Origin of the sequence: Rothia uropygioeca (genome assembly GCF_004136585.1) — a bacterium.
GTDB lineage: Bacteria > Actinomycetota > Actinomycetes > Actinomycetales > Micrococcaceae > Rothia.
The window spans coordinates 60,519-86,466 of the sequence record NZ_NOIR01000001.1 but is presented as its reverse complement, the minus strand read 5'-3'; the positions used below and the strand labels follow the sequence as shown (position 1 = coordinate 86,466).

Genomic DNA, 25,948 nt, shown 5'->3' with positions numbered 1-25,948 from the left:
AGTGTTTGCGGGCGACGTCCTGTCCATACGCCGGTGAGAGCCTGCGGATATTGAAATGTTCTGCGGACCCTATTCGCGCCGGTCGTCGGCGGTGACCCAGACCGGGAACGGATCCGGCATGAACCTCCAGGTCTCTGGGGCGCTCAGCAGCTCGCGGTCATTGAGGGTCGCCTCGTCCAGTGCCCGCGTAAGGGCTGCGGGCCGAAGGTCAATGCCAGTCAGGACGATGTCTTGCCCGAAACTCAGCGGTTCCGTGAGGGTATCGGTGTCACGGGCGAGCGGTTCGATGGACATGACTTCGCCGGTCTGGCTCCAGTGAGCCGTGATTCCTTGGCGCGTTGCGAGACGGCAGAATCCGCATGAGCGGACCACATTCCCGCTCTCCCCTGGCTCGATGTGCTCGTCCAGAACCCGCTTCAGGCGCAGCGGGTGGAACGGACGCGGGTTGCTGTAGCGCATCGACGCGACTCTCGGATCACGATGAGGGGAGGCGTGCTGGCCGTTCAGGTGGGCGACCCAGCCCGGCCGAATATGGATCTCCGATTGCTGATCAGGGAGCGAGTTTTCTCCCTCGGTATCGGTGCCGGCAAGTTCTCGCATCCACTGTTCGTCGCCCTCGAGTACGACGCCGGCGAGCGGGCTCAATTCACCGATGACGGCCTTGATCAGAGAAAGCTCTTCCGGGGGAAGAGTCTGCCAATTCACGATGAGTGCCGTGGAACAATACTCGATGTGCTGCGAAGCGAGGAGTGCTCTGGCGGTCATGGCCGTGAATGCCGTGCCGTGGTGCATCTCGAGATGTTCAACGTGGTCGGAACGATTGAGTTCACTGAAGAAATGAGTCGCGTCGAGAACGCACACCACGCCGCCCAATCGCGTGGGCTCCTCGGGATCGACGAGTGAACCGATGATGTCCTGAATCGGAGCCTGGATCGGGTATTCCACCACGACTTCGCTCGAAAGCGTCCATGGGATCAAAGAAGTGGCTTCCCGGACGGGGTCCATCGCAACACCCAAGCGTTCGGCATGGATGAGCTCCTGCCCAGTCTCGCGGGCGAGGTTTTGCGCATGGAGACGCCGTTCTGGCTCGCACGCCCCGATAACGGCGATCACGGTGACCGTATCCATGTGTTGCTCCTTCTGTCCGGTGGTGCCGAAACGCAATCTTTGGTCCTCCCAGGTTTTCCTACTGTACTCTCTTCATGAGAATCATTTGCACAAAGGAGAAACATGAAAGTCAGGGCATCGTTACGGTCGTTGAAGAATCAGCCGGGAGCGCAGGTCGTCAAGCGCAAGGGGAGGATCTACGTCATCAACAAGCAGAATCCCCGGATGAAGGGCCGCCAAAAATAGGTCCGGCTCCCGTACCCACACGCCGAAAGGGCTCTGGTTCAAACTCAGAACCGGGGCCCTTTCGGCATACGGAGTATGGAGAGCCTCTCCAGTGGTGGGACTCAGCCGACGTGTGTGCGAAGCTCGCCTAAGGCAGACAGCCCTGAATTGCAGATCGGGGCTGAGGATTCCAGGAGGAGCAGCAATGGCCAACACCTTGATCACCGGGGCCTCATCGGGCATCGGCGCGGAACTTGCCGAACGATTCGCTCACCGGGGCGATGACCTCATCTTGGTTGCCCGACGTCGCGACCGTCTTCGAGCGCTCGCGGATGAGATCCAGCATAAGCACGGGGTCGGCGTCGACGTTCTCGATATGGATCTCTCCGAGCCCTATGCCGCCCATGAGCTCTGGGAAAAACTCGAATCTCGTGAGATCGATACCGTGGTCAACAATGCGGGGTTCGGTCTCAACGGCAACATCGCCGACGTCGACGCCGAGGTCCTGGACCAGATGGTCCGGCTGAACTGCCTCGCCGTAGTGGGTCTCACCTCCCGATTCGTGAAGCCAATGGTTGCCCGGGGGCGTGGCACGATCATCAATATCGCGTCGACCGCCTCATACCAGCCGGTTCCTCACTTGGCGGTTTATGCGGCGTCGAAAGCGCTCGTCCTTTCCCTGACCGAAGCGCTGTGGGCCGAGGTGAAGTCCAGCGGCGTTCGCGTCCTGGCCGCATGCCCTGGGCCAACCGAGACGGAATTCTTCGACCACGCGGGCCGGGCGGCTTCCGTCGGACGGATGAGGACCACTCAGCAACTTGCCGATGGCCTCATGTCCGCCCTGGACCGGGACACCCCGAGCTTCATCGATGGACTGACCAACCGAGTGATAGCCAAAGGAGCCTCGTTCCTGCCGAAAAAGCTGGTCCTCAGAATTGCCGGTGCCGCTATCACATAGCGGGCATGGGGCGGACTGATGGAGAATTCCTGGACAATTCTCGGGCGAGAAGAGCAGTCTGGGGGCCATGGACGAAGAACGTGGCGACTGCAGTGCAACGGCCTTGGGCATGTCCGCCGCGGACGCTCAACTCGATCAGGAGAAATCCCCATGAAAACTCTCATCACATCCGTCAGCGTGTTCAATGGCGAAATTCTCCTGGAGGGTCGGCACGACGTTGTTTTCGACCAATCCGGGATTTTGTCCATTGAGCCCGCCGGGTCGATGGACCAGATTTCGTCGGATACCACTGTGGATGGAACCGGGCGTACCCTCGTGCCGGGTTTCATCGACTCCCACGTGCACATCACCGACCCGAATCAGCTCGACGACCTTCTCAAATCCGGAATTACCACGGCAATGGACATGGCCATGTGGCCGTATGAATTCCAGCAGCAGATCCGCCGCGAAGGTCACGGGACCAACATCCTCACCGCGGGTGCGCCTCTCGTGTCTCATCACGGAACGCATGCGCGCATCCCGAATTTCCCCGAAGAATCAATGACGGATGACGCGCACCGGGCACGCGGCCTCGTGAAAGAGCGTGTGGATCAGGGAAGCGACTACATCAAGCTGATTCTCGAGAGTCCGGGAAATGGTGGGTTGGACCTCGACGTCGCTCAGGCAGCCGTCGACGAGGCCCACAGGGCCGGAAAACTCGTGGTCGCCCATGCCATCGCGGTGGGCGCGTATGAGACCGGTGTCAGAATCGGCGTCGATATCCTGACCCATGCGCCTCTCGATCGGGGATTACCCCCGACCCTGATCGCTGAAATGGTGCAGAAGGGCATCGTCTCTTCGCCGACCCTGACCATGATGAAGGGAACCGCAGAATTCTTCGCGGACCAGGGCTCCGATTACAGGCGGGCGGCCGGCGCTGTATCCGATATGCACGAGGCGGGGGCGATCCTTGTGGCGGGGACGGATGCGAACCAAGCGCCAGGTGTGCCCGCGAACGTCGTTCACGGAGTCTCACTTCACGAGGAGTTTCATCTCTTGAACCAGGCCGGGCTCTCTCCCGTGGAAGTACTCCAGAGCGCGACGAGTCTCAACGCCCGCACGTTCCGGCTCGACGACCGAGGCGTCGTCGAACCAGGAAAGCGGGCCGATCTGGTGCTCGTGGCGGGAGATCCGACACACGATGTCATGGCGACCAGAGAAATCCAAGCAGTCTGGCTCGGAGGTCGGAACGTGGAAGGAACGAAGTGACCATGCGGCTTGTAACTGTCGAAGAGCACTACATCGACCCGGACATTGCTCGGGCGACCGGGCCGGAGATCGCCAAAATCAGTCCTGGTTTCCAGGAAGCCTTCGCGAGTGAGGATGGGTTACCCGGTTCCCCTGACCCGGCCGCGCTTGCCGATCTGGGGGACAAACGGCTGGCCGATATGGATGCGTGCGGCGTTGATGTCCAGGTTCTGTCCGGGCTGAACGCACAGCTCCTGCCGCCCGACGTCGCTGCCGAGATGACAAGGACGACGAACGACAACCTGGCCCTCGCCATGAAAGAGCATCCGGACCGTTTCGCCGGGTTCGCATCGATACCGACCTCGACACCTGACCAAGCCGGCGATGAATTGCGCCGAGCGGTCAACGAACTGGGTATGTCGGGGTCACTGGTCTTCGGGCGTACCGAGGGGAGGTTCCTCTCCGATGCCAGATTTCAAGATTTTCTGACGGCTGCGGAACAAACCGGCGCGCCCATATACTTGCACCCCTCACCTGCGCCCGTCGACACGACTCGAGAGAACTACGCTGGCTTCAGCAGTGTTGTCTCGACCCGGCTCCAAACGGCCGCTTGGGGTTGGCATCAGGAAACAGCGGTTCACTTCTTGCACCTCGTTCTCTCGGGAACCCTTGATCGTCATCCTGGGTTGAAGATTGTCCTGGGGCACTGGGGAGAAATGATTCCGTTCTTCCTGGAGCGGCTTGATGAGATGCTTCCCACCCGCGTCACCGGAGTGGAGCGGACCTTTGCTCAGTACATGCGCCAGAATGTCTGGATCACGCCGAGCGGAATGTTCACCCAAGCCAACCTCCAGTACTGCGTGGAAATGATCGGGGCAGATCGAATCATGTTCTCCGTCGATTACCCTTTCGTGAGAATGGATGGTGCACAAGATTTCCTCCACGAGGCGCGGCTGACCGATGCCGAGAAAAAGGCGATTGCTCACGGTACGGCGGAGCGGGTACTGCCGAACCTCGCGAGGTGAATCGGGCGTTGAGTTTCCGCGGCAGAGGGGGCAAGGCCCCAAGGCGAAATGATCGCCTTGGGGCCTTGTCCTGCCGAGAGGGACGGATTCAGGGTCAGACTCCGGCACGTACCAGATCATGGTGATCGACGGCGCTGTGGGGCCGCGACCCGTCGGCCGATTCAGTCGATCCTTCGTCGATCTCCTCCGGTAAAACGGTCGATTCAACCGGTGGTTCACCGAGGTTCTCCTTGGCTGCCTCCCTCGCCCGTTCGCGCTCCAAATTGCCGAAGTCGTGTTCGGTGCGCGGTGGTTTGAGGCTGTCGATGAGGAATACCAAGGCCAGGGAGACCAACCCCCAGATGCCCAGTACTTGCAGATGTTGGCCCACGACGTCGCCGTCGAAGTAGAGGATCGACCGGATCATCTCCACCGCCGCGGGCATCGGCAAGAAGTCGTGGAGGGTTGCGAAGAACTTCGGGATCATGAACTCGGAGATCGCGCCGTTGGACGACGGAACGCCGGCAAACATGAGGGTTCCGATCACGGGAATGATGGCAAACATTCCGATGAGCCTCTCGAAGACCATGGCGAACATGGCGATGCAGAATATCGAGATGATTCCCGATCCCCATAGTTGCGCGAAGTGCCCTTGGACTGCGCCCGTGATCGGCCCCGCGATGAGGGAGACCACGAAGCCCATGAAGGCTGCGTAGACGATGGTCAGCGGGATCATCCTCTTGAGCGGTCGACTCCAGGGGTTCGCGTTCGCTCCGACGATGACGACCATGAACCCGGCAAGGATCCAACCCATGGCGATGTACAAGACGGACACACCGTTCTTGTCACGATCTGGCAAGGGGGCGACGTCGTCGACGTTGAGTTTCATGTCTTGGGCCGAAGCGACCCGGCTGAACGTTTGGTTCACGACTTGGAAGGCACTGTTGTTGGCCGATTGATTGCCGATCAGTTTGAATTCCGGATCTTGCTGCGAAGGCAGCACGAGGGCCGCGACCTCGTCGCGATCCTGTACGAGGGCACGCGCGTCGTCGCTGTCGGTCATCGCCGTGAAGTCGAACATGTCCCCCGTGTTCTGTTTGAGGCTGGATGCGGTCTGCTCCGCCTGTTGGGTAGTCGAGCCGACGACGGCGACCGGCATGTCCTTGGGCGTCGGTGAATGCATGGCTCCGAGCATGAAGGTGATCATCATGGTCACCATGGCGAGAGGGAAGATCGCAAGCGAGACGTAGCGGATGAATTTCGAGTCAGGGCGTCGGCCGCCGTGGATCGACGGGATATTTACGCTGAGAGGCTCGGGATTCGGGTTCTTCTTGTGCTGAAGGTAGTCGTATCCCTTGGTCAGGAGCAGGCCGACGACCGCGCCGATCGCCAACACGAGAAGGTGGCCGGCCACTGAATTGCCCTCGAAGTAGAGCACCGAGCGCAAGGATTCGCCGATGGCCGGCATCGGTAAGAACTCGTGTGTAAACCGGAAGAACCTCGGCATCGTATATACCGGCATCGCCATATTCGACGAGGGCATGCCGAGGACCATGAGGAACAGGATTCCGAAGATCACGCCCATGGCCCCGACGATTCTCGTGATGAACAACTGCACGGATGCGATCGCGAAAACGCCCAACCAAGCTATGCCCAGTATCGCGGCCGTATGTTCCGGAGCGATGATGTCGAGGATCGGGCCGGTCACAAGCCAAACCAAGCCGGCGATCACAGCGGCCCAGGCTCCGAGGATCGGGACCACTCGCCTGAATTTCAACAATTCCGGCGAGTTGGACCTCAGTACGCTGAACGGAAGGTATCCGGCCATCACGATCGCGGTCATGAGGAACATAGCCGCGAGACCGGCGGGGTCGTTATTCGGCAGAGGCGCGAGGTCTTCGGTCTTGAGACTCAGGCCCGCGCTGTCAATGGCGGGAGTGACCAGGCTGGTGGTGAGCGTGGCTTGTTGGGCACCCGCGCCACCGGCCGTGTACAAGGTCGCTTGGTTGCCGTCGACGACGACCGCGGCCGAAGCATCGCGTTCGTAAACCTGCTTGCGTGCGTCGTGGGCGCTGTTCGCGGTTTCGACGTCGAGGGCGTCCGACTCCGAAGAGTCCAGGGCGGACTTGAGGTCTTCGGTTTGCGACGAGGAACCCGCCACGACGACGGGCATGTCCTTGGGCGTAGGGGAATGCATGGTGCCGAGATAGCTCGTGATCATCATGCCCACGAAGATGAGCGGCATGACGAAAATTGCAACGGTGCGCCCGATCAGCTCCGCTTTGGTTCGCTTGGCCTCGGCCGCGGCTTGCTCCTCGGCCGATTCGGGTTCTGATTCCGTGTCCTTGGAATTTCTGATCTTCTGTACCTCTCGATGCTTCGGTGGATACGAGGTGCTCACTTTTCTGCCTCCTGATGGTTCGGAAGTCGAGCGATCTCCGTTGACCACTGAATCTCAACTGACTCAATCTAAGACACTTGACTTACTATTGTGAAATCGGCCCCGATTTGCCATGGTGATGAGGTCGGTTGCGAAGGGGAGTTGAGGGGCATGGCAAGGTACAGCGATCGGGCGAGGCAGTCTCTGCTCGATTCCGCGGAAGAGCTCTTTGCGATTCATGGGATCGACGCGGTTTCGAACCGTCGCATCGTCGAGCACGCCGGGGCCGCCAATCACTCGGCAATTTCCTACCACTTCGGCGGCAGAGACGGTCTGTTGCGTGCCCTTTTGGAGCGACATGCCGAAGCCATGGGGCGACGTCGCAAGGAGCTTCTCGCAGCCCTGGAGCCTTCACCGAGCGTTCATGACATTATCCGTGCGCGCCTGGTGCCACTCTTCGAATTGCTGGACAGTCTTCCCCGGCCGAGTTGGCGCGCTCAATTCCTGTCCCAGGTGCAGTCCGTTCCTTCGGCGGTGGACATTGTGACGAAGGTGGCCAGAGACACCGGCGTCCCTGAGGACGTGAAATTTGTGCAACGGAAAGTCGAGGGCATCTCCGACGGCGTGCTGCAGGGGCGGTCGTACCTCATGGCACATCTTGTGATCCGCGTTTGCGCGGAACAAGAGGAACTCATGAACAAAGGTGAGCACCGAGGGAACTGGATGCAGGTCGGCCGATTTCTGATCGATGCTGCGGCCGGAATGCTTGCGGCCCCGGTCTCGGATCCCGAAGGAGAGCTCGGCGCCGGGACCGTGCCGTTTCTCTGACCGAGGAGGTATTTGATGTGATCAGTTGTGCCTGCGGCCGGTTCCCTCTCGGGCTCGTTTCCGGTTCGGTATTCTGCGATGCCGGGTGACGTAATATAGATCACCTGTGATCGAAGCGACCATCCAGAAAGACGGAGCATGAGCGAGAACTCAACGACAGTGTCATCCGCCAACGGTTCGGGCGAAACTCTTGCCCGAGGGCTCAAGAATCGGCACCTCCAGCTCATCGCAATCGGCGGCGCCATCGGAACCGGCCTGTTCTACGGTTCGGGCAAGCTGACCAATCTTGTCGGCCCCGGTTTGCTCGTGGTCTACGCGCTCATCGGCTTCGTTCTGTTTTTCGTCATGCGTGCCCTCGGCGAGTTGCTGCTGTCGAACCTCAACTACAAGACCTTCGGAGACATCGCCAAAGACAACATCGGGCCGTGGGCGGGGTTCATGGTTTCGTGGAATTACTGGTTTTCCTGGGTCGTCGGCTGCGTCGCGGACTTGGTCGCCATCACCGCGTACGTCCAGTACTTCTGGCCCGACGTTCCCGTGTGGTTGCCTGCTCTGATGACGGCCATCGGACTGATCGTCTTGAATCTCCAACCGGTCAAAGCTTTCGGGGAAACCGAGTTCTGGTTCGCCATCATCAAGATCGTTGCGATTCTGGCGCTGATCTTTGTGGGGATCGTCCTGGTTCTGACCGGCTACGAGAACGGCGACGGAACTCGAGCCGCCGTGTCCAACCTGTGGACGCACGGCGGATTCTTCCCGACGGGCCTCACCGGATTCTTCTTGGGTTTCCAACTGGCCATTTTCTCGTTCATCGGCTTGGAGCTGGTGGGCACCACCGCGGCGGAGACCGAGAACCCGCACCGCAATCTTCCCAGAGCCATCAACTCGATCCTCTTGCGCATCCTGATCTTCTACATCGGATCTCTTGCCGTGATCATGATGGTCACGCCGTGGGATCACATCGATCCCGAGCAGAGCCCTTTCACCACGATGTTCGGCAACGCCGGTTTTGCCGGAGCAGCTCTGGTCGTCAACCTGGTCGTGTTGACCTCAGCGGCGTCGAGCGCCAATTCCGGTGTCTATTCCGCAACCCGCATGGCCTTCGGCCTGTCCAAGGACGGCCATGCTCCCCAGGCGCTGAACTACACGACGCGGCGAGGCGTACCCATGAAGGCGGTCTTCTTCACCACGGTCTTCCTGTTCGCCGCCGTCCCGCTCCTGATGGGTGGTGATGCCCTGACGCAGGCCTTCACGGTTGTCAGTTCGATTTGTTCGGCAGACATCCTGTTCACGTGGGGATCCATTGTGGTCAGTTACATTCTGTACTACCGCAGGCACCCCGATCGGCACGATGCGTCGGGTTTCCGAATGCCTCTGCCCAGACTCGCCCCCTGGGTGGTGCTCGCGTTCTTCGTTTTCATCGCCGTGACTTTGACGCTGAGCGAGGATACCCGCATTGCCGCGATTCTCAGCCCATTCTGGTTCCTGTTGCTCGCGCTGTTGTGGCAGGTGGTCAAGCGCCGCCTGCAGAAGCAACATCGGCCGCTGACCTCGGAGATTCCCCTGGTCTCGCCCCGTCAGATCCGCCAACAGTTCGACGATGCAGGCGAGAAATAGGCGCCGGTTCGGAGGCCACGCTCACGCGGTTGCCCATGGGGCGTCAGTATCGCTCGGCATCGGTCCGAAGCCGACTCGCGTAATCCGACCAATCAAGGTCAGGAAGATTGGAGTTGTTTGGGTTCAGCCCCGTTGACCCGTCCAATTGCTCGCGCAGAATGTCTGCGTGTCCCACGTGACGGGACAGGTCGTTGAGCACATGGACAGCGGCTCGATGAAGTGTGAGTTGCGAGCGTTCCTCAGGCCACCACGGAACCGTGCCGATGGTGTCCAACGGAAGCTCCAAAATGACCGAGTCGGCGAAGTCGCCCACGCGTCGATACAGATCGATGATTCCGGCGACACTCTCGCCTTCTGTGAGGTGCCAGTCTTCCTGTGGGTCCTGCTCCAGAGCCTCCGGTGAGACTATTTCGGAACCGTTCGGCCATGGACGACCGAAAACCTCACCGAAATAGCCGACCTCGACGTTGGCCATGTGCTTGACGATCCCGACAAGGCTCGTGCCCGTGGGCGTGCGCGGCATGCGAGCCTCACGTTCAGTGACCCCTTCGAGCTTCCAGAGCAGGGCCTCGCGATCGCTGCGGAGGTAGAGCAGTATTTCCTCTTTGCTGTCCATGCCCACATTATTCAGCCCCGAGGATGGAAAGAACAGGGTCAGGCCCGGCACGTCAGCGAGACTCAAATGCACCCCTGAACGGGGCAGGAGAAGCACGACCGATAACGTTCCATGACGACGGCACGTGAACCGCTTCGAAGACCCGGCCGACATGGCTAAACTGGGGCCTGACCGCCACCTGCCCCAGAATCCGCCCAGGAGCCAAGGACCGCATGACCCTTCACCGCATCGGACGCCGGGTATTCGACTTCGAACGACAGGTCGCGGTGATGGCGGTGGTGAATCGAACTCCGGATTCCTTCTACGATCACGGCGCAACCTACGAGGTCGATGCGGCTGTGTCCTCGGCATTGCAGGCCGCGGAAACGGGTGCCGATTGGGTAGACATCGGTGGCGTCCCGTTCGGGAGGGGGCCGGTGGTCGACGCAGCTGAGGAGCTTGACCGTATTTTGCCGGTGGTCCACAGTGTTGTGGCCGCGAGCGACGTCGTCGTCTCGGTCGACACATATCGCGCCGACGTGGCAAGGGCTGCCGTCGACGCCGGGGCCTCGGTGATCAACGACACCAGCGGATTTGCCGACCCCGGGATGGCGTCGGCCATTGCGGATACCGGTGCGCACGTCGTCGTGACCCACAGCGCCGGGAAGCCTCGTGAAGAAAAGCCTGCGGCGGCCTACTCCGACGTCGTGCGGGAGGTCCGCGAATTCCTCGCCGAACGCGTGGATCGGGCGGTGGACGCTGGGGTGCCGCGTGAGAAGATCATCATCGATCCGGGGCACGACTTGGATAAAAACACTCTTCATACGCTCGAGATCACCCGGAGGCTGGACGAGCTCGCCTCGCTGGGTCTGCCGTTGCTGGCCGCGGTGTCCAATAAGGACTTCATCGGCGAGAGCCTCGATCGGGCGCAGGGCGAGCGAGTGTCCGGTTCGATCGCAGCAATGATGGCTTGTCTCGAACGCGGAGCCCGGATCGTCCGGATGCACGACGTCGCCGCGGCCGTGGACGCGGCCCGCATGTACGAGGCGATTCGCGGTTGGCGGGCACCCGTGCGCGTCGAGCACAACGCCCGGCCAGAAGGAAATGTATGAGTATAGACCCGGTCTTCCCGACCCCGCTCGAGTCCCTGACCGACGAGCAGATCCTTTCCGTCTACTCACCCGGAAACGGGCATGACGGCGGGTGGTTGCGCATGAACTTCGTCGCCAGCTTGGACGGCGCGGTCGCGGTCAACGGGGTTTCGGGAAGCCTCGGAGGCCCTGGTGATTCCCGCGTCTTCGATCTTCTGCGGTACCTCGCGGACGTGGTGCTGGTGGGTGCGGGAACCGTCCGTACCGAAGGTTATGGTGCGATGGTTCTGCCGGAGGAAGCCACAGCCTGGCGCACGGCTCACGGGCTCCCCGCACAACCCGTATTCGCCCTGGTCAGCGGTTCGGCGGCATTATCGCCGGACTCCGCAGTATTCACCGAAGCACCGGTGCGCCCCGTCGTCTACGTTTCTGCGCAAGCTGACGCAGCCCACCGCTACGCGCTGGCGGAAGTGGCGGACGTCGTCATCGCCTCCGCCGACGGTGGATTCTCTGTGGACCCGAATGCAGTACGGGCTGATCTGGTTGCGCGAGGTCTGCGTCGTATTCACAGTGAAGGCGGACCCGAACTGTTCGGATCCTTTCTTCACGCTGGCGCGGTCGACGAATTGTGCCTGACGATGGCCCCGAAGCTCCTCGCCGGAACGGCCAGGCGAATGGCCACGTCCGCGGAATTCGCGCCGACCCAACTTTCACTGGCGTCGATCCTGCGTTCGGGGGATGAACTGCTGCTGAGATATATACGTGCCGACGGCAATCCGCATCGAATCCCCGGAAGCTGACTCAGCCCTCGCCTCTCATCCACCGACCCGTTGCGGACTCGTCGCACGCCGCGACGTCGGCCGGCGGACCCGCGACGAGTATCTGACCACCTCGCTCACCTGCACCGGGGCCAAGGTCAATGACCCAGTCAGCGCCCGCAACAACTCGCAGGTCATGTTCCGCCACGACGACCGTGTTCCCCTGGTCGACGAGGCGGTTGAGCTCGGCAACCAGAAGGTCCACGTCCGAAGGGTGAAGCCCCGTCGTCGGCTCGTCCAGAAGATAAACGGTGTGACCGCGTGGGGCTCTCTGAAGCTCGGTCGCGAGTTTGATTCTCTGAGCCTCACCGCCGGAAAGCTCCGTAGCCGGTTGACCAAGGGTCAGGTAGCCAAGTCCGATGGCGTCGAGCGCTCGCAGGGATCGGCAGACGTGCTCCTCGTCGGCGAAGAAGTCCAGGGCATCCCGCACGGAAAGGCTCAGGACCTCAGAGACATTCTTGCCGTTCCAGGAAACTTCGAGAGTTTCCGGATTGTATCGAGCACCGTGACATTCGGGGCAGGGTGAGTAGCTGCCCGGCAGGAAGACGAGTTCGACCTCGATCTGCCCTTCGCCTTGGCACGTGGGGCAGCGCCCTTCAGTCACGTTGAAGGAGAATCTTCCGATACCCCATCCGCGAGCTTGTGCGTCCAGGGTTGAGGCGAAGAGCTTGCGGACTCTGTCGAAAAGACCGGTATAGGTTGCCAAGCATGACCGTGGGCTCCGACCGATGGGTTTCTGCGTGATCTGTACCAGACGATCCACTGCGTCGGTGCCGGATACTTTTCCGATGGTGAGGTTCTTGCCGGCCTCCTCGTCCTGCTCAAGGACGCTCGAGCGAACGCTTTTGCGGAGAATCGGTGCGAGAACTTCACCCAGGAGAGTAGATTTGCCGGCGCCGGACACCCCGGTCAGGGCCACAAAGGTGCCCAGTGGGAAGGAGACGGACACGTCCCGCACATTCCGTGCTGTCACGCCGTCCATGCTCAGGTGGCTCGTGGCTGTCCGGACCGCATCGGCGGTTCTGGGGTCGGGCAATGGCTGATACAGATAGGGTGCCGTCTTGGACTCCTTGACCTGAGCGAGGTCGGCCACGGGACCCGAGTGCAAGATGTGCCCTCCATCGACGCCGGCCGCAGGGCCGACGTCGACGGCCCAATCCGCGCGTTCGACCAGACGCATATCGTGTTCGACCAGAAGCACCGAATTGCCGTCCTCGATGAACCGTTCGAAGAGATCCAGAAGCACGCCTTTCTCGCTGGGGTGCAGGCCTGCGGACGGCTCGTCCAGAACGTAGGCGACCCCGAACAACCCCGATCTCAGTTGGGCCGAAAGACGAAGTCGTTGCATTTCACCCGTGGACAGGGTGCGGGCGGGACGGTCAAGACTGAGATGCCCCAACCCCAAGCCGACCATCGTCTCGAGAACCGGCACTACGTTTGGAAGAAGCAGACGCTCCGCCTCCGTCTCGGGAGTTTCATCAAGTTCGGAGACTTTCTGCCAACGTTCTTGGAACAGCTCCAAAATCTCTTTGGCCGAGCGAGAGTTGAGCTCGTAGATCTTCTGGTCGAGGTACTCCACACGCAGGGCATCGGGATTGAGCCGGTGGCCGTGGCAGGTCGGGCACTCGAAGGTGTCCAGGTATTTCAGGGCACGAGCGCGGGTCTTCTCCGATTTGGCCTGGTCCACGGTCTGAAGGAGATAGCGATTCACTGACCGCCAACGGCCCTGGTACGTGCGTTGCGTCTGATCCACGCCGCGTTCCGGATGGACCTCGATCACCGGCTGATCTTCCGTGAATAAGATCCAATCCCGGATCTCTTGGGGGATTTCCCGCCACGGCAGATCCATGTCCACGATGTCGAGAGTGAACAAGATGTCGTGGAAATTCTTGCCGAGCCACGCCCCCGGCCATGCTTGTATCGCGCCGTCGTTGATCGAAAGGTTCGGGTCCGGGACCATCGAACGTTCGGTGGGTTCGTGAAGCACGCCTGCACCATGGCACTGCGGGCACATGCCCTCGGGCGTATTGGGGCTGAACGCCTCGGCCAACAGCCTTCCGCCGTGCAGTGCGGAACCTCGCTGAAGCGATTCGGCAGGATGATTGCCGGCGCGCGAGTAGAGGAGACGAATCCCATTGGACAGGGTCGTGATGGTGCCGACGGTCGACCGAGCACCGCCTGCGCTGTTCCTCTGTTCGAGGGCCACCGTGGGCGGCAGGCCCGTCAGGGATTCGACGCGAGGATCCATGGTGCTCCCGATCAGCCGCCGGGCGAAAGGCGCAATGGACTCCAGGTAGCGCCGCTGTGACTCACCGTGAATGGTCCCGAACGCGAGGGATGACTTTCCGGATCCCGAAACCCCGGTGAACGCAACCAGCGCACCCCGCGGGAATTCTGTACTGACGTGTTGGAGATTATGCAGGTGGGCGTCGTGCACGGCGACGACGCCGTCGGGTCGGCGCTGGTCAGGGTGAATTTCGGGAACGGGCATGTACTCGAGGCTAGCAAGGGGAACCGCTGGGATATGCGGGTACAGGACGAGGGCGGTGGGAACCAGCGGCGTGCGGGCTCGTCATAGCGCTACGTGAAAAATCGCTATGAGGTTGAGTCCCGACAAAACACGTTGGCTTGCCTAAGAACTTTTGAGGAAAAGCTGGTTCCATAATGAGCTCATGAATGCGATTGTGCCGATATCACTGAGCTTTACCCGGTTCGATGTCAGGGAGATGGCTTCGGTAGCACCGATATTCAGGGGGTGTTCGGCCTTGACCGGGATATACATCCTCGAATTCGAAAACGGTCAGAGGTATGTGGGGCAGTCGACGAACGTAGTTACCCGGGTCGGGACACACCGTCGTCGTTACCCCGACTTGCAGTTCTTGCATTTCGCGCCTTGTTCGGCGGAAGAACTTGATGAAGCCGAGAGGCAAGTGATCGCTCAACAAGAGATTCAGTTCGGCTTGCGGAATAAGCTCCTCACTAAACTTCCTCACGGTGAGCATGAAGCCAGTTTCACTGTCCGCGAGGAGGAAACTTTTTTCCTCCCGGAGGAACGAGAGCGACGACGCCGGATTGTAGACAGTGCCGAACCGAAGCGTACCAAGTATTGGGAACTCGGCCGACTTGAAGAATTTGGCGTGATCGTCACCCTGATGGCCGAATATGTCGACCAAACCATCCCGGATGCTCTTGCTACGAGCGGTCTCCTGTGGACGGTTTCAGCCTTGCCCTCGACGAACCGAAGGAAGGGGTATCGGCGACTCCTGACCCTCAACTGCGGGAACATGGAGTCGTTGGTCATCGACGAGGAGCGGAACGAAGGTGGCTCCTTCGTGGGTGGGTTCCTTAATTTACCTGAGGAGCAGTTGGCCTCTGAAAAGATCAAAGAGATCGAGGCCATGGACGGAGTCTTGGCTATCAACCGTCCTTCATACCGACAGAGGCGGGACATCATCGCACCGTATTTTGGTGACCTGGACGCCCTGAGCCAATTGTTATCCGATACTGATGTTCTCGAGGCCGCGTATCGACTCAATGTCGGGTTGATGAGACAAGGTTCGACCATGTACCGGCGGTTCCATAACTCGTACCTGGCTGAAGCGATCGTCAATACACTGGGGGCCTACGGTGGGCTTGAACCCAGAATCGTCGACGGGGCACAGGACGGGCGAACCGGCGGCCACGGCCTCCGCGATGTGTCCTAACGGGTGGCCCGGCCGGTCTTGCGCTTGTGGACGCCCTTCGGCAGATCCATGGTCCGGGCGAATGTCGCCGTCCAAGCCGCTCCGACAATGGTCAGGACGCCTGTAGTGACAAGGGCCAACGGGAGGGTGGCGATGCTCAGAAGGAGTGCCACAATAGCCGGTCCGCCCAACTTGCCCGAGTTGTTGAAGATCGCCCAGATTCCGAGGAACTTTGCGCGACCGACTTTGGGGCTCAGGTCGGCGCCGATCGTCATGTTCACGCCCGCGCCCAGTCCGTTGCCGACGGCCATAACCGCGACGGCCATGATGGTCCACGCCAGAGTGGGCTGAACCGCCATGACGAGGAAACCTGCCCCGAATATGGCGAGGCACAGGATGAGAACCACTGATCGGCCCAAACGATCCTTGATGTAGCCGCCGGGGAACATCAGAATCAGCTCGAGCGCCGCGCCCAAAGCCACCAGCAAGGAAATGCCTGATTCGTGCAGATCAATGTGCACGCCCCAAAGCTGAATCATGGTGGGTTGGGCCGCTCGAGCGATAGCCAGAATCGTGATCGCAACACCGGCGAGCATCACGGCCTTCCACCGGACCTTGAGCTTCTGAGCGGCAGGCTCGTTCGGATCCGCGACTGCGGCGGTCGGCGTCGTCTGAGTGGAGGCTCCCATGGAGTCGAAGCCACGGTTCAGCGCAGGAATACAAAGCACAACGACGGCCAGCACGGCACACGCCGCGCTGAAAATATAGACGGACCACAAGGGAAACCACAGGAGAAGCAGTGCGCTGATCATGGGTCCCACCAAATTCCCGACCCGTTGCGTCCCGCCGAGTGCCGTCATAGCGCGGCCCATGTGCATCGCGGGCATTCGGTCGGCGACGACGGCCTGCCGAGCCAGCCCCCAAATATCCTGGACCGGCGCCAGAAGCATGAGCAACACCACGTACATGACAAGGGCAAAGGGCGTGGGCAGAGAGCCAGCCAAGGACAGAACGAGCAATGCCGTGATCACCACGGCCGCACTGGTCCCCAAGATCATGGCCCTGCGGTCTCCAACCTTGTCGATCAGAATCCCGACCGGGACGGTCAAGAGGAGGCTGGCAGCGCCCATCAAAGAGACGACCGCACTAGCCAAAGCTCCACTAGCCCCCAAACTCAATGCGGAGAGAATGAGGACCGGGACCGTGGAGCCGACTCCGATAGCAAAGAGCAGAGACGGCACGATAACCGGCCAGAAAATAGGGCGGAGCATACAGTCCACCCTACGCGCGGGTTCTCAGGACGTCGCGGAAGCGGGACATGACGGGGGACGACGTAGTCCGCTCGGGCATACGCGAGTGAGTTCGTCAGTGTTACCGAACACAATGGCGGAATTCACATCCATGATTCTTTCGAAACGGAAATAAAAGTCGCGCATACCCAGTTGTTCTCCGGAGTTGCCAAATTTGGGCGACTGCGCAATCTGCTCAGAAAGGAGGGATCATGTCGGCAAGTCGGCTGTTCACTTTAAATCGGAATTCATCCAATACAGGACTCGTCACGCTCTTGCTAGCGGTCGGAACCTTCGCCTTCGGAGCCGGAGAGTTTGCCTCAATGAGCCTCTTGCCCTCGATCTCCTCCGATATGGGGGTCGATGAGGGTTCGGCCGGCCACATCATTACCGCATACGCACTCGGCGTTGTACTCGGTGCCCCGGTGATTTCCGCGGTTGGCGCCAAATGGCCCAGAAAGCCCCTACTCCTTGGACTGCTCCTGCTTCTGACGGTGGGAAATCTGTTCGTCGCGGCTGCGCCGTCCATGGAATGGCTCGTGATCGGCAGGTTCGCTTCCGGTATTCCGCACGGAGCATTCATCGGCCTGGCCATGGTCACGGCGGCCGGTATCAACCTTCCGACCAAGCAGGCCCGCGCGGTAAGCATCGTCCAGATGGGGATCACCGTCGCGACCATCGTCGGTGTCCCGCTGTTCACGCTGGTGGGACAGGTCGGCGGATGGCGACTGAGTTTCGTGCTGATGAGCGTGATCTCCGCGATCGCCCTGGTCATGCTGTGGAACACCGTACCCAACCACGCGGGGAACAAGGCCACGAGCTCGCGGGTCGAGCTGACCGCGCTCACCAACCCCAAGGTATTGCTGACTCTGGTCACCGGTGCGATCGGCTTCGGCGGCATCTTCGCCGTGTACTCGTACTTCAGCTCGGCATTCGAGGGGTCCCACGCCGGACCGGGCTGGGCGATGTCCTTGATCCTGATGCTCTACGGCGTCGGGTCCACGCTTGGCAGTTACGTTGCAGGCTACGTCAACTCCAAGATCCTGTTGCCTGCCGCTATGGGTTTTCAGGTTCTCCTGGGCTTCTCGGCCGTTCTCTACGCCGTGGGTGTGGGCAACGCGTGGGTCACCGGCATCGCGATGGTCCTGATCGGAGCCAGTGGCGGAATGGTCGTCCCACTCCAGACTCGCCTGATGATGGCAGCGGGCGACGCCCAGACCATGGCTGCGGCCATGAACAACGTGGCATTCAACCTGGCCAATGCGCTCGGTCCGCTCCTTGCGGGCTCGGCCATGAAAGCCGGCGGCAGCTGGTCCTCCACGGGCTGGATCGCTGCGGCCCTCGCGCTTGGCGGGCTCGTCCTGCTCGGCGCCAACGTGCTCTCCGACCGCCGCACCCCGGTCACCCGCTACGCCGTCCGCTTCGAACCCACGACCATGACCATTCCTATCACCGGGGTCGTGCCGGTCGCTAAGTGACGTTCGGTTACTGAGCTCTCGACGCCGTAGCCCGAGCGCGAGTAGCTTCAACGTGATCAATCCACGCAGCTTATGAAAGCGGGCACTTCATCATGATCTTCACAGGTCTCATCGTCGGCGCCTTACTCGGCGTCGTCATGCAACGCGGACGCTTCTGCGTGACCGGTATGCTCCGTGACATTTTCCTGCAGCGCTCGTGGCGAACGTTCACGGCGCTCATGGTCGTGATCGCGGTGCACGCGGTGGGCATTGCCGTGCTGACCTCCACAGGCGTGATCTCGCCCGAGTATTCCGGTTTCGCTCCGATCGCCGTGGTCGTCGGGAGTCTTCTGTTCGGTCTGGGGATCATCCTGGCCGGTGGTTGCGCGTCCGGGACGTGGTACCGCTCGGCCGAAGGACTGGTCGGCTCGTGGATCGCGCTCGCGATGTATGCTCTGTCTTCTGCGGCCATGAAAAAGGGTGCACTCGGCGGCTTCGCGGTGTGGATGAAGCAGTGGGATACCGGACTGACCACCATCCCCGAGGCCCTCGGCATCTCTCCGTGGGTTTTCGTGATCTTGGTTTCCGCGGTGACAGTGGTTATGGTGCGCCATTTCCTGCGTAAGGAACGGCGAATCCCCAAGCCCGCAACCCTGGGAAACCGTCCGGCCTGGAAACGTCCACTCCACTTCTACACGGCGGGCGTCCTGGTAGGTCTGATCGGGGTCATCGCGTGGCCGCTGTCCGCGGCTGCGGGCCGCAATGATGGCTTAGGGATTACCACGCCTTCTTCCAACCTGGTCAAGTTCATGGTTACAGGCAATGACTCCAATATTGACTGGGGCGTCATGCTGGTTCTCGGGTTGTTCGTCGGTGCGTTCATCGCGGCCAAAGCGAGCGGAGAATTCCGAATCCGCGTCCCCGACGCCCGGACGGCTACCCGCTCGGTCGCGGGCGGACTGATGATGGGCGTGGGTGCCTCGCTCGCGGGCGGGTGCACCGTGGGCAACGGCATGGTCCAGACCAGCCTGTTCAGCTTCCAAGGGTGGGTATCCTTGGTCTTTATCGCGCTCGGAGTGGGGCTGGGCGCCAAGTTGTGGCTCCGCCCGACGACGTCGCGCCCCACCTCGGGCGGTGGAACCTACACGACCAGCGAAAGCCTCGACAATACTCTGGCGGTGGCCTCGGACGGGCGGACGGTCGAACCCGCACCCGTGGGGACAGGATCGGTGACGTCGGGTGCCGAGGAAGTGACGACCTCCGCTTCGGTGAATACCGCCCCAGCGGCCCCGCCCTCCAGCGTCCAAGGGTTTGGCGGCTTTCCCGCTGCTCTTGGTGCAGTGGGACTCAAAGAAAAAACAGGAGCATCCTCCACATTGCGGGAGCTTGGGGAGGGCTATTACGCCTTGGACTCCCTCGGCGCGGTGTGCCCGTTCCCGCTGATCGACGCCAAGGACGTCATGGCCACTCTGGACCCGGGGGATCACCTGGTCATCGATTTCGATTGCACCCAAGCCACCGAGGCGATTCCGCATTGGGCGGCCGAGGACGGCCACGAAATCACGGACTTCCGGGAGCAGGGGGAAGCCAGCTGGCAGATCACCCTTCGGAAGGGCTGATCGATCCCAACGTGGAACGTGGAGCGGGGAAACGCACCGATTGATGACGCGGAGTGGCTCCGGACCATGGGGACAGGGGCCCGGCCCGTTGTAGAGGAAATAGGCGGGGTGAAGACGACGAGCCACTTCTCAGCCGTGCGCTGACCGATCTCGGAGACCTTGCCCAGCCGGGCGGCTCATCCCAGGCGGTACAGAGCATGAAAGAGGGCCGACGGCAGAACAATGTTCCCCGCCGACCCTCAGTGTGGTTCTAGCTTGTGGGTTCAGACCTCAGAACTCAGCCCATCCAGTCGACGATGACATAAGGCTCGAACTCCGAGGTGTTGAGGATGTGGGAATCCTTCAGGTCGAAGCGACCGTCCTTGGCCTCAACGGTGAAGTGCTCGGTCTGGTCGCCAATCACAATGTCGACGCTGTACATTCCGTCAGGAGCCGGAGCCTCGCCGATGCCGTGGGGGCTGGGGACCTTGAGGTAGTAGACCGTCGGATCGGTCACGGACTTGACCAAAACGGCCTGGTCCAGAGATGCGGGGGCGCTATGCTGCGTTTCCTCGGCCTGCGGCGTGGCTGCGGAGTCCGAGGCGGAGGGCGTTTCCGCTTGGGCCGGACCCATCCCAAGGACTCCCGCGCCGAGAGCTAATGCAACACCAGCGGCGGTCATTGAGGCCTTGCGGGTGATTACCTGAGTGCGGGTCATGGTGATTTCTCCTTTTTCGATGGCGTCCAAAAACCTTGCGGGTTATCAAGACGTTTTCACGCTATCGCAGGTTTTTCGGGGGTACACGAGACCGTTACCAGGGCAGAAAAGCGGTAACGAATTGATAACCCACCTCCCGCAAGGGCAGGGAGGCAGTATTGCGGGCCGGAAGCCGATGGCACACGTCCGGGCGTAATGGGATCGTTACCGAACCCCGAGGGAATTCACAGCCAGACCTGAGGCGCAAGGTGGGCACGTTGCCCGGCCGCCCCGAATGCCGGAAGCGCACCTCTGTCCGTTGCAAAGAGGCCATAACGCCCTGGTCCAGGGTTGCACCCGATGCGCGTTCAACCTCCCGGTGAAGGCCCGGAGGCGCATAGCATGGTGTTCGAGAGGACGAACGAGAGGATTCACATGACTACTGATCAGCGCCAAGCAATCATGGACGGCCTGAAGAACATGACCACTGCGATCGACCCGGAGCAGGAACCACCGAACATTGACAGGATGCGGGCGGAATTCGCTCGCATGGTGTCGACCATGCAGATACCCGCTGGGATCAAGCAGAGCCCAACAAGACTCGCCGGACGTCCAGCAGTCCTCGTCGAACCCGAAGACCAAGAACCGAAACCGGGCACTATCCTGTATTTCCACGGCGGATCCTTCATGATCGGATCCCCGGCGACGGCGATGTCCTTGACAGCGAGTCTGGTCAAAGAAACGGGCGTTTCTGCGTTGTCACTCGATTACCGCTTGGCGCCCGAGCACCCTTTTCCCGCAGGCATCGAAGATGCACTGGCGGCCTACCGTGAACTTCTGGACCGGGGCTCGGACCCGACGTCCATTGTTTTCGCGGGTGACTCCGCCGGAGGCGGCATAGCAGTCGGAGCCTGTCTTGCGGCCAAACAAGCAGGTTTGCCTATGCCGGCAGGATTGGTCGGGTTCTCGGCGAGTCTCGACGCCAGTAGGACCGGAGCCAGCTTGGAGACCAAGAGCGGACGGGATCCCTTTTTCACGGCAGACAGTTTGCGGTGGAACGCGAGCATCTATCTCGACGGCCAGGATCCGCATCAAGCCTGGGCCTCGCCAGCGACGTGCGGCGACCTGGCCGGGCTCCCACCAGTGCTATTGCAAGTCGGGACCGAGGAATTGCTGCTGGACGATTCGACTCGCTTCGCAGAGCGAGCCAGGGAAGCCGGAGTGGATGTGATCCTGGACGTCACCGGCAACGTTGCTCATGTCTTCCAGACTTTCGCAGGGCAGCTGGATGCCGCCGATGAGGCCCTCGCCAGGGCCGGATTCTTTATTCGTCAGCGTGTTTCCGGAGCCGATATCACATGAGCCGGAAACTGTGGCGTGAAAACGCGTGAGCCTTTCGCACGGAGAGGTGAAAGTGCGGTGAATACATAAGTTCCTATAGTTTCCTTGGCGGAAATCCTCACTGGATAGCGTGATCGGGTTCGTCACCCCAGCAATCACACATCAGTGAGGTACAAGCCGTGCACAATGCATCGCATTCAGAAGCCAAAGGTCTCAGCCGAAGGAGTCTCCTTCACCTCAGTGGCGTCTCCGCCACCGCCATCGCTTTGGGAATCAACATCCCCAGTGCCGAAGCCTCCGCAACAACCGGTACCACGATCAACGAGCCCTTCGGTTTGGGCGTGGCCAGTGGGGCACCGCGGCCGGACGGCGTCGTTCTCTGGACCCGTTTGACCCCGCAACCGCTCGCCGAGGACGGACATGGCGGAATGCCCCAGCGTCCTATCGCCGTGAACTGGCAGGTCTCCAGAAACGCGAACTTCGTCGGAATCGAGAAGGAAGGCGACGCCCTTGCCCAGCCGGAGCTGGCGCACTCCGTCCACCCTCGGGTCGAAGGACTGCGCGCGGGGACGGAATACTTCTACCGGTTCCGCGTGGGTGAACAGTTCAGCCGCGTGGGTCGTTTCCGAACTCTGCCCGCCGCTGGCGCATCTGTCTCCACATTCTCTTTCGGGTTCGTATCCTGCCAGGCCTGGTATCACGGGCATTACACCGCACATAAGCATCTTGCGGCGGAAAAGAACCTTGACCTGGTCCTCTTCCTCGGCGATTACATCTACGAATACGGCATCACGGAAGACAACCTGTGGCGGCAAGGGGCCGAGGTCGGGCCGGCACATGCTGTTGAGTGCAGGACCTTGGAGCAGTACCGGCTGCGGTACTCGCTGTTCAAAACCGACCAGCACCTTCAGGACGTCCACGCCCGCGTGGCAACGGCCGCGATCTGGGACGACCACGAGGTCCAGAACAATTACACCGGAAAGATTCCAGCGGCCACGACCCCGGATCCCTCTTTCCGGGAGCGGATCGCCGTAGCATACCGGGCTTTCTACGAGAACATGCCCCTCGACATCGAGGCTCTGCCTCAAGGGGACACCAGCGACATCACGACGTCGATCGACGTCGGCAACCTGATCCGCTTCTCGTTGTTGGACAGCCGCCAATTCCGCGACCCGGCGCCCAAGGACGAGGCAGACCGTACCGATCCGAACCGTACGATCCTGGGGGGCAACCAGGAAGCTTGGGTCGCCCATCAACTCAGGACCAGTCCGGCGACCTGGAACATCTTGGCCAACGGCGTGGTGCTGACGCCGATCACGGACGACCGCGTGGACATGTGGGACGGTTATCCGGCCGCGCGCAATCGGATGCTCGATGCCATGAGCCGCGCGTCCAACCCAGTTATGTTGGCGGGCGATATTCACAAGCACGCGGCCACGGAGCTCAAGGCAGACTTCAAGGACCCGGCAAGTCGCACGACCGGCGTCGAGCTCGTGTGTACATCGGTCTCTTCGGACGGCGATGGTGCGAAGGCCGACAAGAACACGTCGGACTGGATCCAGCACCCCTACGTCAAGCACTACGACGGCCGCCGGGGTTACGTGCACGTGACGGTCACACCCAACGACATGGTGTCGAACTTCTATTCGGTCGACTGGATCGAGAAGGACGATCAAGCGCCCAAGCAGCTCTCCGCCCGTTTCTACACCCGAGCCGGACAGATGGGACTGACGCCGATGTAGCCAGAACCCCACAGGGAGGCGTGGTGCAATAAAGTATGCAATTTCGTCAGCTCGAATACTTCGTCACTCTGGCCCGCGAAGGGCACTTCGCTCGTGCGGCGAAAGCTTGTTTTGTCTCCCAACCCGCGCTGTCCGAGTCGATTCACAAGCTGGAGAAAGAACTGGGAGTTCCGCTGGTTAAGCGGCGACAGAACTACCAAGGCTTGACTCCAGAGGGGGACCGGGTGCTGGTGTGGGCCCAACGCATCCTCAAGGACCATTCCTCCCTGGGCGAGGAGATCGAGGCCATGCGCTCGGGGCTTTCGGGGACGTTGAAGATCGGCGTCATCCCGGCGGCCTCGAGCACCATCTCGCTTCTGGTGGACCCCTTCCGATCCAAGCACCCGCGAGTCAAGATCAACCTCGAATCGAGTCTGCGTTCCTCGGAGATCATCCAGCGGATAGGGGCTTTTGAACTGGATGCAGGCGTGATCTACCTCGACGAATATGACGACGCCGACCTGTCGGTGCTCCCGCTCTATACCGAAAGACACGTCCTGGTGGCTCACGAAGACCTCCTGGGCCACGTGAGGGATGAGGAGTTCGGCTGGGACGACGTCGTCGATTATCCGCTGTGCCTGATCAACAGGGGTATGCGAGGTCGGCAACTCGTGGACGAGGCCCTGAGCTCACGCGGCCTCGTCGCGGACCCCGGCGTGGAGACAGACTCTCTGGCGTCACTGTTTGCCCTGGTGCGCACTGGACGATGGACCAGCGTGGTCGCACAACAATGGCTCCTCGGATTCGACCTTCCACCGGAGATCCGCGTGATACCGCTCGAACAACTTGTACACCCACGGGTGGGACTCGTGGCCCATGGCGTGACCCCGGGTTCGGTTCTGGTCGAGGCGCTCTTCGCCCAGACCCGGCCGGATCGGATCGAGAAAAGACTGAGACTGGGGTTGGCGGGGGGATCTTTCCCGGGCTGACGTGAACCAATAAGCGTTGCCTATGGGTTGGTCGACATAAAGTCTTGGACACCTTCTTGGGAGGGCGAGAAGACTCAAGGGTGAAGTCGATAACGAAGCGGCGAGCGCTTCGTCTTTCTAAGGAGAGCTCATGGCAACAGTGCTTTGCGTCCTGTACCCCGACCCCATCACCGGATATCCCCCGAAATACGCGCGGGACTCGATTCCTCAACTGCCCACTCAGTACGACGGTCGGCAGGGTCTTCCCAGCCCCGAGGCCATCGACTTCAAGCCCGGGGCATTGTTGTGATGCGTCTCCGGTGAGCTGGGTCTCCGCGAATACCTCGAGTCCCAGGGGCACAAACTGATCGTCACTTCCGATAAGGACGGAGAGGATTCGGAGTTCGAGAAATACCTTCCGGAATCCGATGTCGTCATTTCTCAGCCCTTCTGGCCTGCGTACCTGTCGGCCGATCGCATCGCCAAGGCTCCGAAGCTCAAGCTGGCACTGACCGCGGGTATCGGTTCGGATCACACGGACCTCGATGCGGCGATGAAGGCTGGGATCACGGTTGCCGAGGTGACCTACTCGAACAGCATCTCCGTTGCCGAACACGCGGTCATGCAGATCCTGAACCTCGTCCGTAACTTCGTTCCTTCCCATGAGTGGGCCGTGAATGGCGGCTGGAACATCGCCGACTGTGTTTCACGGGCTTACGACGTCGAGGGCTTTGACGTGGGCATCATTGCTGCGGGACGTATCGGCCGCGCTTTGGCCAAACGGCTCAAACCCTTTGGCGTGCATCTGCATTATTTCGATACTCATCGACTCCCGGAAGAAGTCGAGAATGAACTGGGTATGACCTTCCACGATTCGGTCGAGAATCTCGCCGAGAACGTGGACATCATCTCCGTGCATTCGCCGCTTGTGCCGGCGACGTACCACCTCTTTGACGAGAAGCTCATCAACTCGATGCGTCGCGGTTCCTACATCGTCAACACCGCGCGAGCAGAGATTATGGTGCGCGACGACGTCGTGAAGGCTCTTGAATCCGGTCAGCTGGCCGGTTGCGCAGGCGATGTGTGGTACCCGCAGCCTCCGGCCGTGGACCACCCCTGGCGGACCATGCCGAATAACGCGATGACACCGCACGTATCCGGTACCACGCTTTCGGCGCAGGCCCGTTATGCAGCGGGAACCCGCGAGGTTCTGGAGGACTTCTTCGCGAGCCGTCCGTTGCGCGATGAGTACAAGATCGTCGACGGCGGCAAGCTCGCTGGAACTGGAGCAGCCTCCTATTCCACGGATGGCAACTCCAGTCCCGGGAGCACTGGCAACTAAAA

The 25,948-nt window shown here is 61.0% G+C and carries 21 protein-coding genes and 1 pseudogene; 16 read left to right on the top strand and 6 right to left on the bottom strand.

Annotated features, from left to right (window positions below; all coding sequences use genetic code 11):
• Positions 1–69: 69 nt before the first annotated feature.
• A complete protein-coding gene (locus EWR20_RS00350; protein ID WP_129358241.1) occupies positions 70–1,128 on the bottom strand; it encodes a GTP-binding protein in 1,059 nt (352 codons plus the stop codon).
• Positions 1,129–1,230: 102 nt separating this feature from the next.
• Here EWR20_RS00350 and ykgO point away from each other — a divergent pair, with 102 nt between their 5' ends.
• From ykgO to EWR20_RS00330, 4 genes are all read left to right on the top strand, one after another.
• A complete protein-coding gene (gene ykgO / locus EWR20_RS00345; protein WP_129316372.1) occupies positions 1,231–1,353 on the top strand; it encodes a type B 50S ribosomal protein L36 in 123 nt (40 codons plus the stop codon).
• A gap of 184 nt (positions 1,354–1,537) precedes the next feature.
• Entirely contained in the window at positions 1,538–2,290 is a 753-nt protein-coding gene (locus EWR20_RS00340; protein ID WP_129358240.1) for an SDR family NAD(P)-dependent oxidoreductase, read from the top strand.
• A gap of 150 nt (positions 2,291–2,440) precedes the next feature.
• Positions 2,441–3,538, top strand: coding sequence for an amidohydrolase family protein (locus tag EWR20_RS00335; RefSeq protein WP_165000906.1), 1,098 nt, complete (start codon positions 2,441–2,443; stop codon positions 3,536–3,538).
• A gap of 2 nt (positions 3,539–3,540) precedes the next feature.
• A complete protein-coding gene (locus EWR20_RS00330; protein ID WP_129358238.1) occupies positions 3,541–4,542 on the top strand; it encodes an amidohydrolase family protein in 1,002 nt (333 codons plus the stop codon).
• A gap of 94 nt (positions 4,543–4,636) precedes the next feature.
• Here EWR20_RS00330 and EWR20_RS00325 read toward each other — a convergent pair whose 3' ends face one another.
• Positions 4,637–6,922: an ABC transporter permease gene (locus EWR20_RS00325; protein WP_238147489.1), complete on the bottom strand. Its 2,286-nt coding sequence runs from the start codon at positions 6,920–6,922 to the stop codon at positions 4,637–4,639.
• 150 nt (positions 6,923–7,072) lie between these two features.
• Here EWR20_RS00325 and EWR20_RS00320 point away from each other — a divergent pair, with 150 nt between their 5' ends.
• Positions 7,073–7,729, top strand: a complete 657-nt coding sequence (locus EWR20_RS00320) for a TetR/AcrR family transcriptional regulator (protein WP_129358237.1) — start codon at positions 7,073–7,075, stop codon at positions 7,727–7,729.
• Positions 7,730–7,867: 138 nt separating this feature from the next.
• On the top strand, positions 7,868–9,346 hold the full coding sequence (locus EWR20_RS00315) for an amino acid permease (RefSeq protein ID WP_129358236.1): 1,479 nt from the start codon (positions 7,868–7,870) through the stop codon (positions 9,344–9,346).
• 43 nt (positions 9,347–9,389) lie between these two features.
• On the opposite strand, the gene EWR20_RS00310 is transcribed toward EWR20_RS00315, so the two are convergent.
• Positions 9,390–9,962 carry a DinB family protein gene (locus tag EWR20_RS00310; RefSeq protein ID WP_202864763.1) on the bottom strand — a complete coding sequence of 191 codons (573 nt, stop codon included), beginning with the start codon at positions 9,960–9,962 and terminating at the stop codon, positions 9,390–9,392.
• Between the two features lie 212 nt (positions 9,963–10,174).
• Between EWR20_RS00310 and folP the strand changes: the two genes are divergently transcribed.
• Both folP and EWR20_RS00300 read left to right on the top strand, forming a co-directional pair.
• On the top strand, positions 10,175–11,053 hold the full coding sequence (folP, locus tag EWR20_RS00305; RefSeq protein WP_129358235.1) for a dihydropteroate synthase: 879 nt from the start codon (positions 10,175–10,177) through the stop codon (positions 11,051–11,053).
• A complete protein-coding gene (locus EWR20_RS00300) occupies positions 11,050–11,832 on the top strand; it encodes a pyrimidine reductase family protein (RefSeq protein ID WP_129358234.1) in 783 nt (260 codons plus the stop codon). Before folP ends, EWR20_RS00300 begins: the two co-directional genes overlap by 4 nt.
• 1 nt (position 11,833) lies before the next feature.
• Here the strand turns inward: EWR20_RS00300 and EWR20_RS00295 are convergent, their stop codons facing one another.
• On the bottom strand, positions 11,834–14,341 hold the full coding sequence (locus EWR20_RS00295) for an excinuclease ABC subunit UvrA (protein WP_129358233.1): 2,508 nt from the start codon (positions 14,339–14,341) through the stop codon (positions 11,834–11,836).
• A 181-nt stretch (positions 14,342–14,522) separates the two neighbouring features.
• On the opposite strand from EWR20_RS00295, the gene EWR20_RS00290 reads away from it, so the two are divergent.
• Positions 14,523–15,554, top strand: a complete 1,032-nt coding sequence (locus EWR20_RS00290; protein ID WP_129358232.1) for a GIY-YIG nuclease family protein — start codon at positions 14,523–14,525, stop codon at positions 15,552–15,554.
• Here the strand turns inward: EWR20_RS00290 and EWR20_RS00285 are convergent.
• Positions 15,551–16,804 (bottom strand): MFS transporter, encoded by a 1,254-nt coding sequence (locus EWR20_RS00285; RefSeq protein ID WP_129358231.1) that lies wholly within the window; start codon positions 16,802–16,804, stop codon positions 15,551–15,553. The two genes, EWR20_RS00290 and EWR20_RS00285, sit on opposite strands and share 4 nt — an antisense overlap.
• A 230-nt stretch (positions 16,805–17,034) precedes the next feature.
• Here EWR20_RS00285 and EWR20_RS00280 point away from each other — a divergent pair, with 230 nt between their 5' ends.
• Entirely contained in the window at positions 17,035–18,300 is a 1,266-nt protein-coding gene (locus EWR20_RS00280; RefSeq protein WP_129358230.1) for an MFS transporter, read from the top strand.
• A gap of 92 nt (positions 18,301–18,392) precedes the next feature.
• Entirely contained in the window at positions 18,393–19,898 is a 1,506-nt protein-coding gene (locus tag EWR20_RS13065) for a YeeE/YedE thiosulfate transporter family protein (protein WP_129358229.1), read from the top strand.
• 277 nt (positions 19,899–20,175) lie between these two features.
• On the opposite strand, the gene EWR20_RS00270 is transcribed toward EWR20_RS13065, so the two are convergent.
• A complete protein-coding gene (locus tag EWR20_RS00270) occupies positions 20,176–20,595 on the bottom strand; it encodes a hypothetical protein (RefSeq protein ID WP_129358228.1) in 420 nt (139 codons plus the stop codon).
• Positions 20,596–21,009: 414 nt separating this feature from the next.
• Between EWR20_RS00270 and EWR20_RS00265 the strand changes: the two genes are divergently transcribed.
• The 5 genes and pseudogenes from EWR20_RS00265 to EWR20_RS00250 form a co-directional block, all read left to right on the top strand.
• On the top strand, positions 21,010–21,936 hold the full coding sequence (locus EWR20_RS00265; protein ID WP_129358227.1) for an alpha/beta hydrolase: 927 nt from the start codon (positions 21,010–21,012) through the stop codon (positions 21,934–21,936).
• 158 nt (positions 21,937–22,094) lie between these two features.
• On the top strand, positions 22,095–23,657 hold the full coding sequence (locus tag EWR20_RS00260) for an alkaline phosphatase D family protein (RefSeq protein WP_129358226.1): 1,563 nt from the start codon (positions 22,095–22,097) through the stop codon (positions 23,655–23,657).
• A 35-nt stretch (positions 23,658–23,692) separates the two neighbouring features.
• Entirely contained in the window at positions 23,693–24,625 is a 933-nt protein-coding gene (locus EWR20_RS00255) for a LysR family transcriptional regulator (protein WP_129358225.1), read from the top strand.
• Positions 24,626–24,755: 130 nt separating this feature from the next.
• Positions 24,756–24,914: a hypothetical protein gene (locus EWR20_RS12825; protein ID WP_238147488.1), complete on the top strand. Its 159-nt coding sequence runs from the start codon at positions 24,756–24,758 to the stop codon at positions 24,912–24,914.
• Positions 24,915–24,926: 12 nt separating this feature from the next.
• Positions 24,927–25,946, top strand: a pseudogene (locus tag EWR20_RS00250) (NAD-dependent formate dehydrogenase); the annotation flags it as partial.
• Positions 25,947–25,948 lie beyond the last annotated feature (2 nt).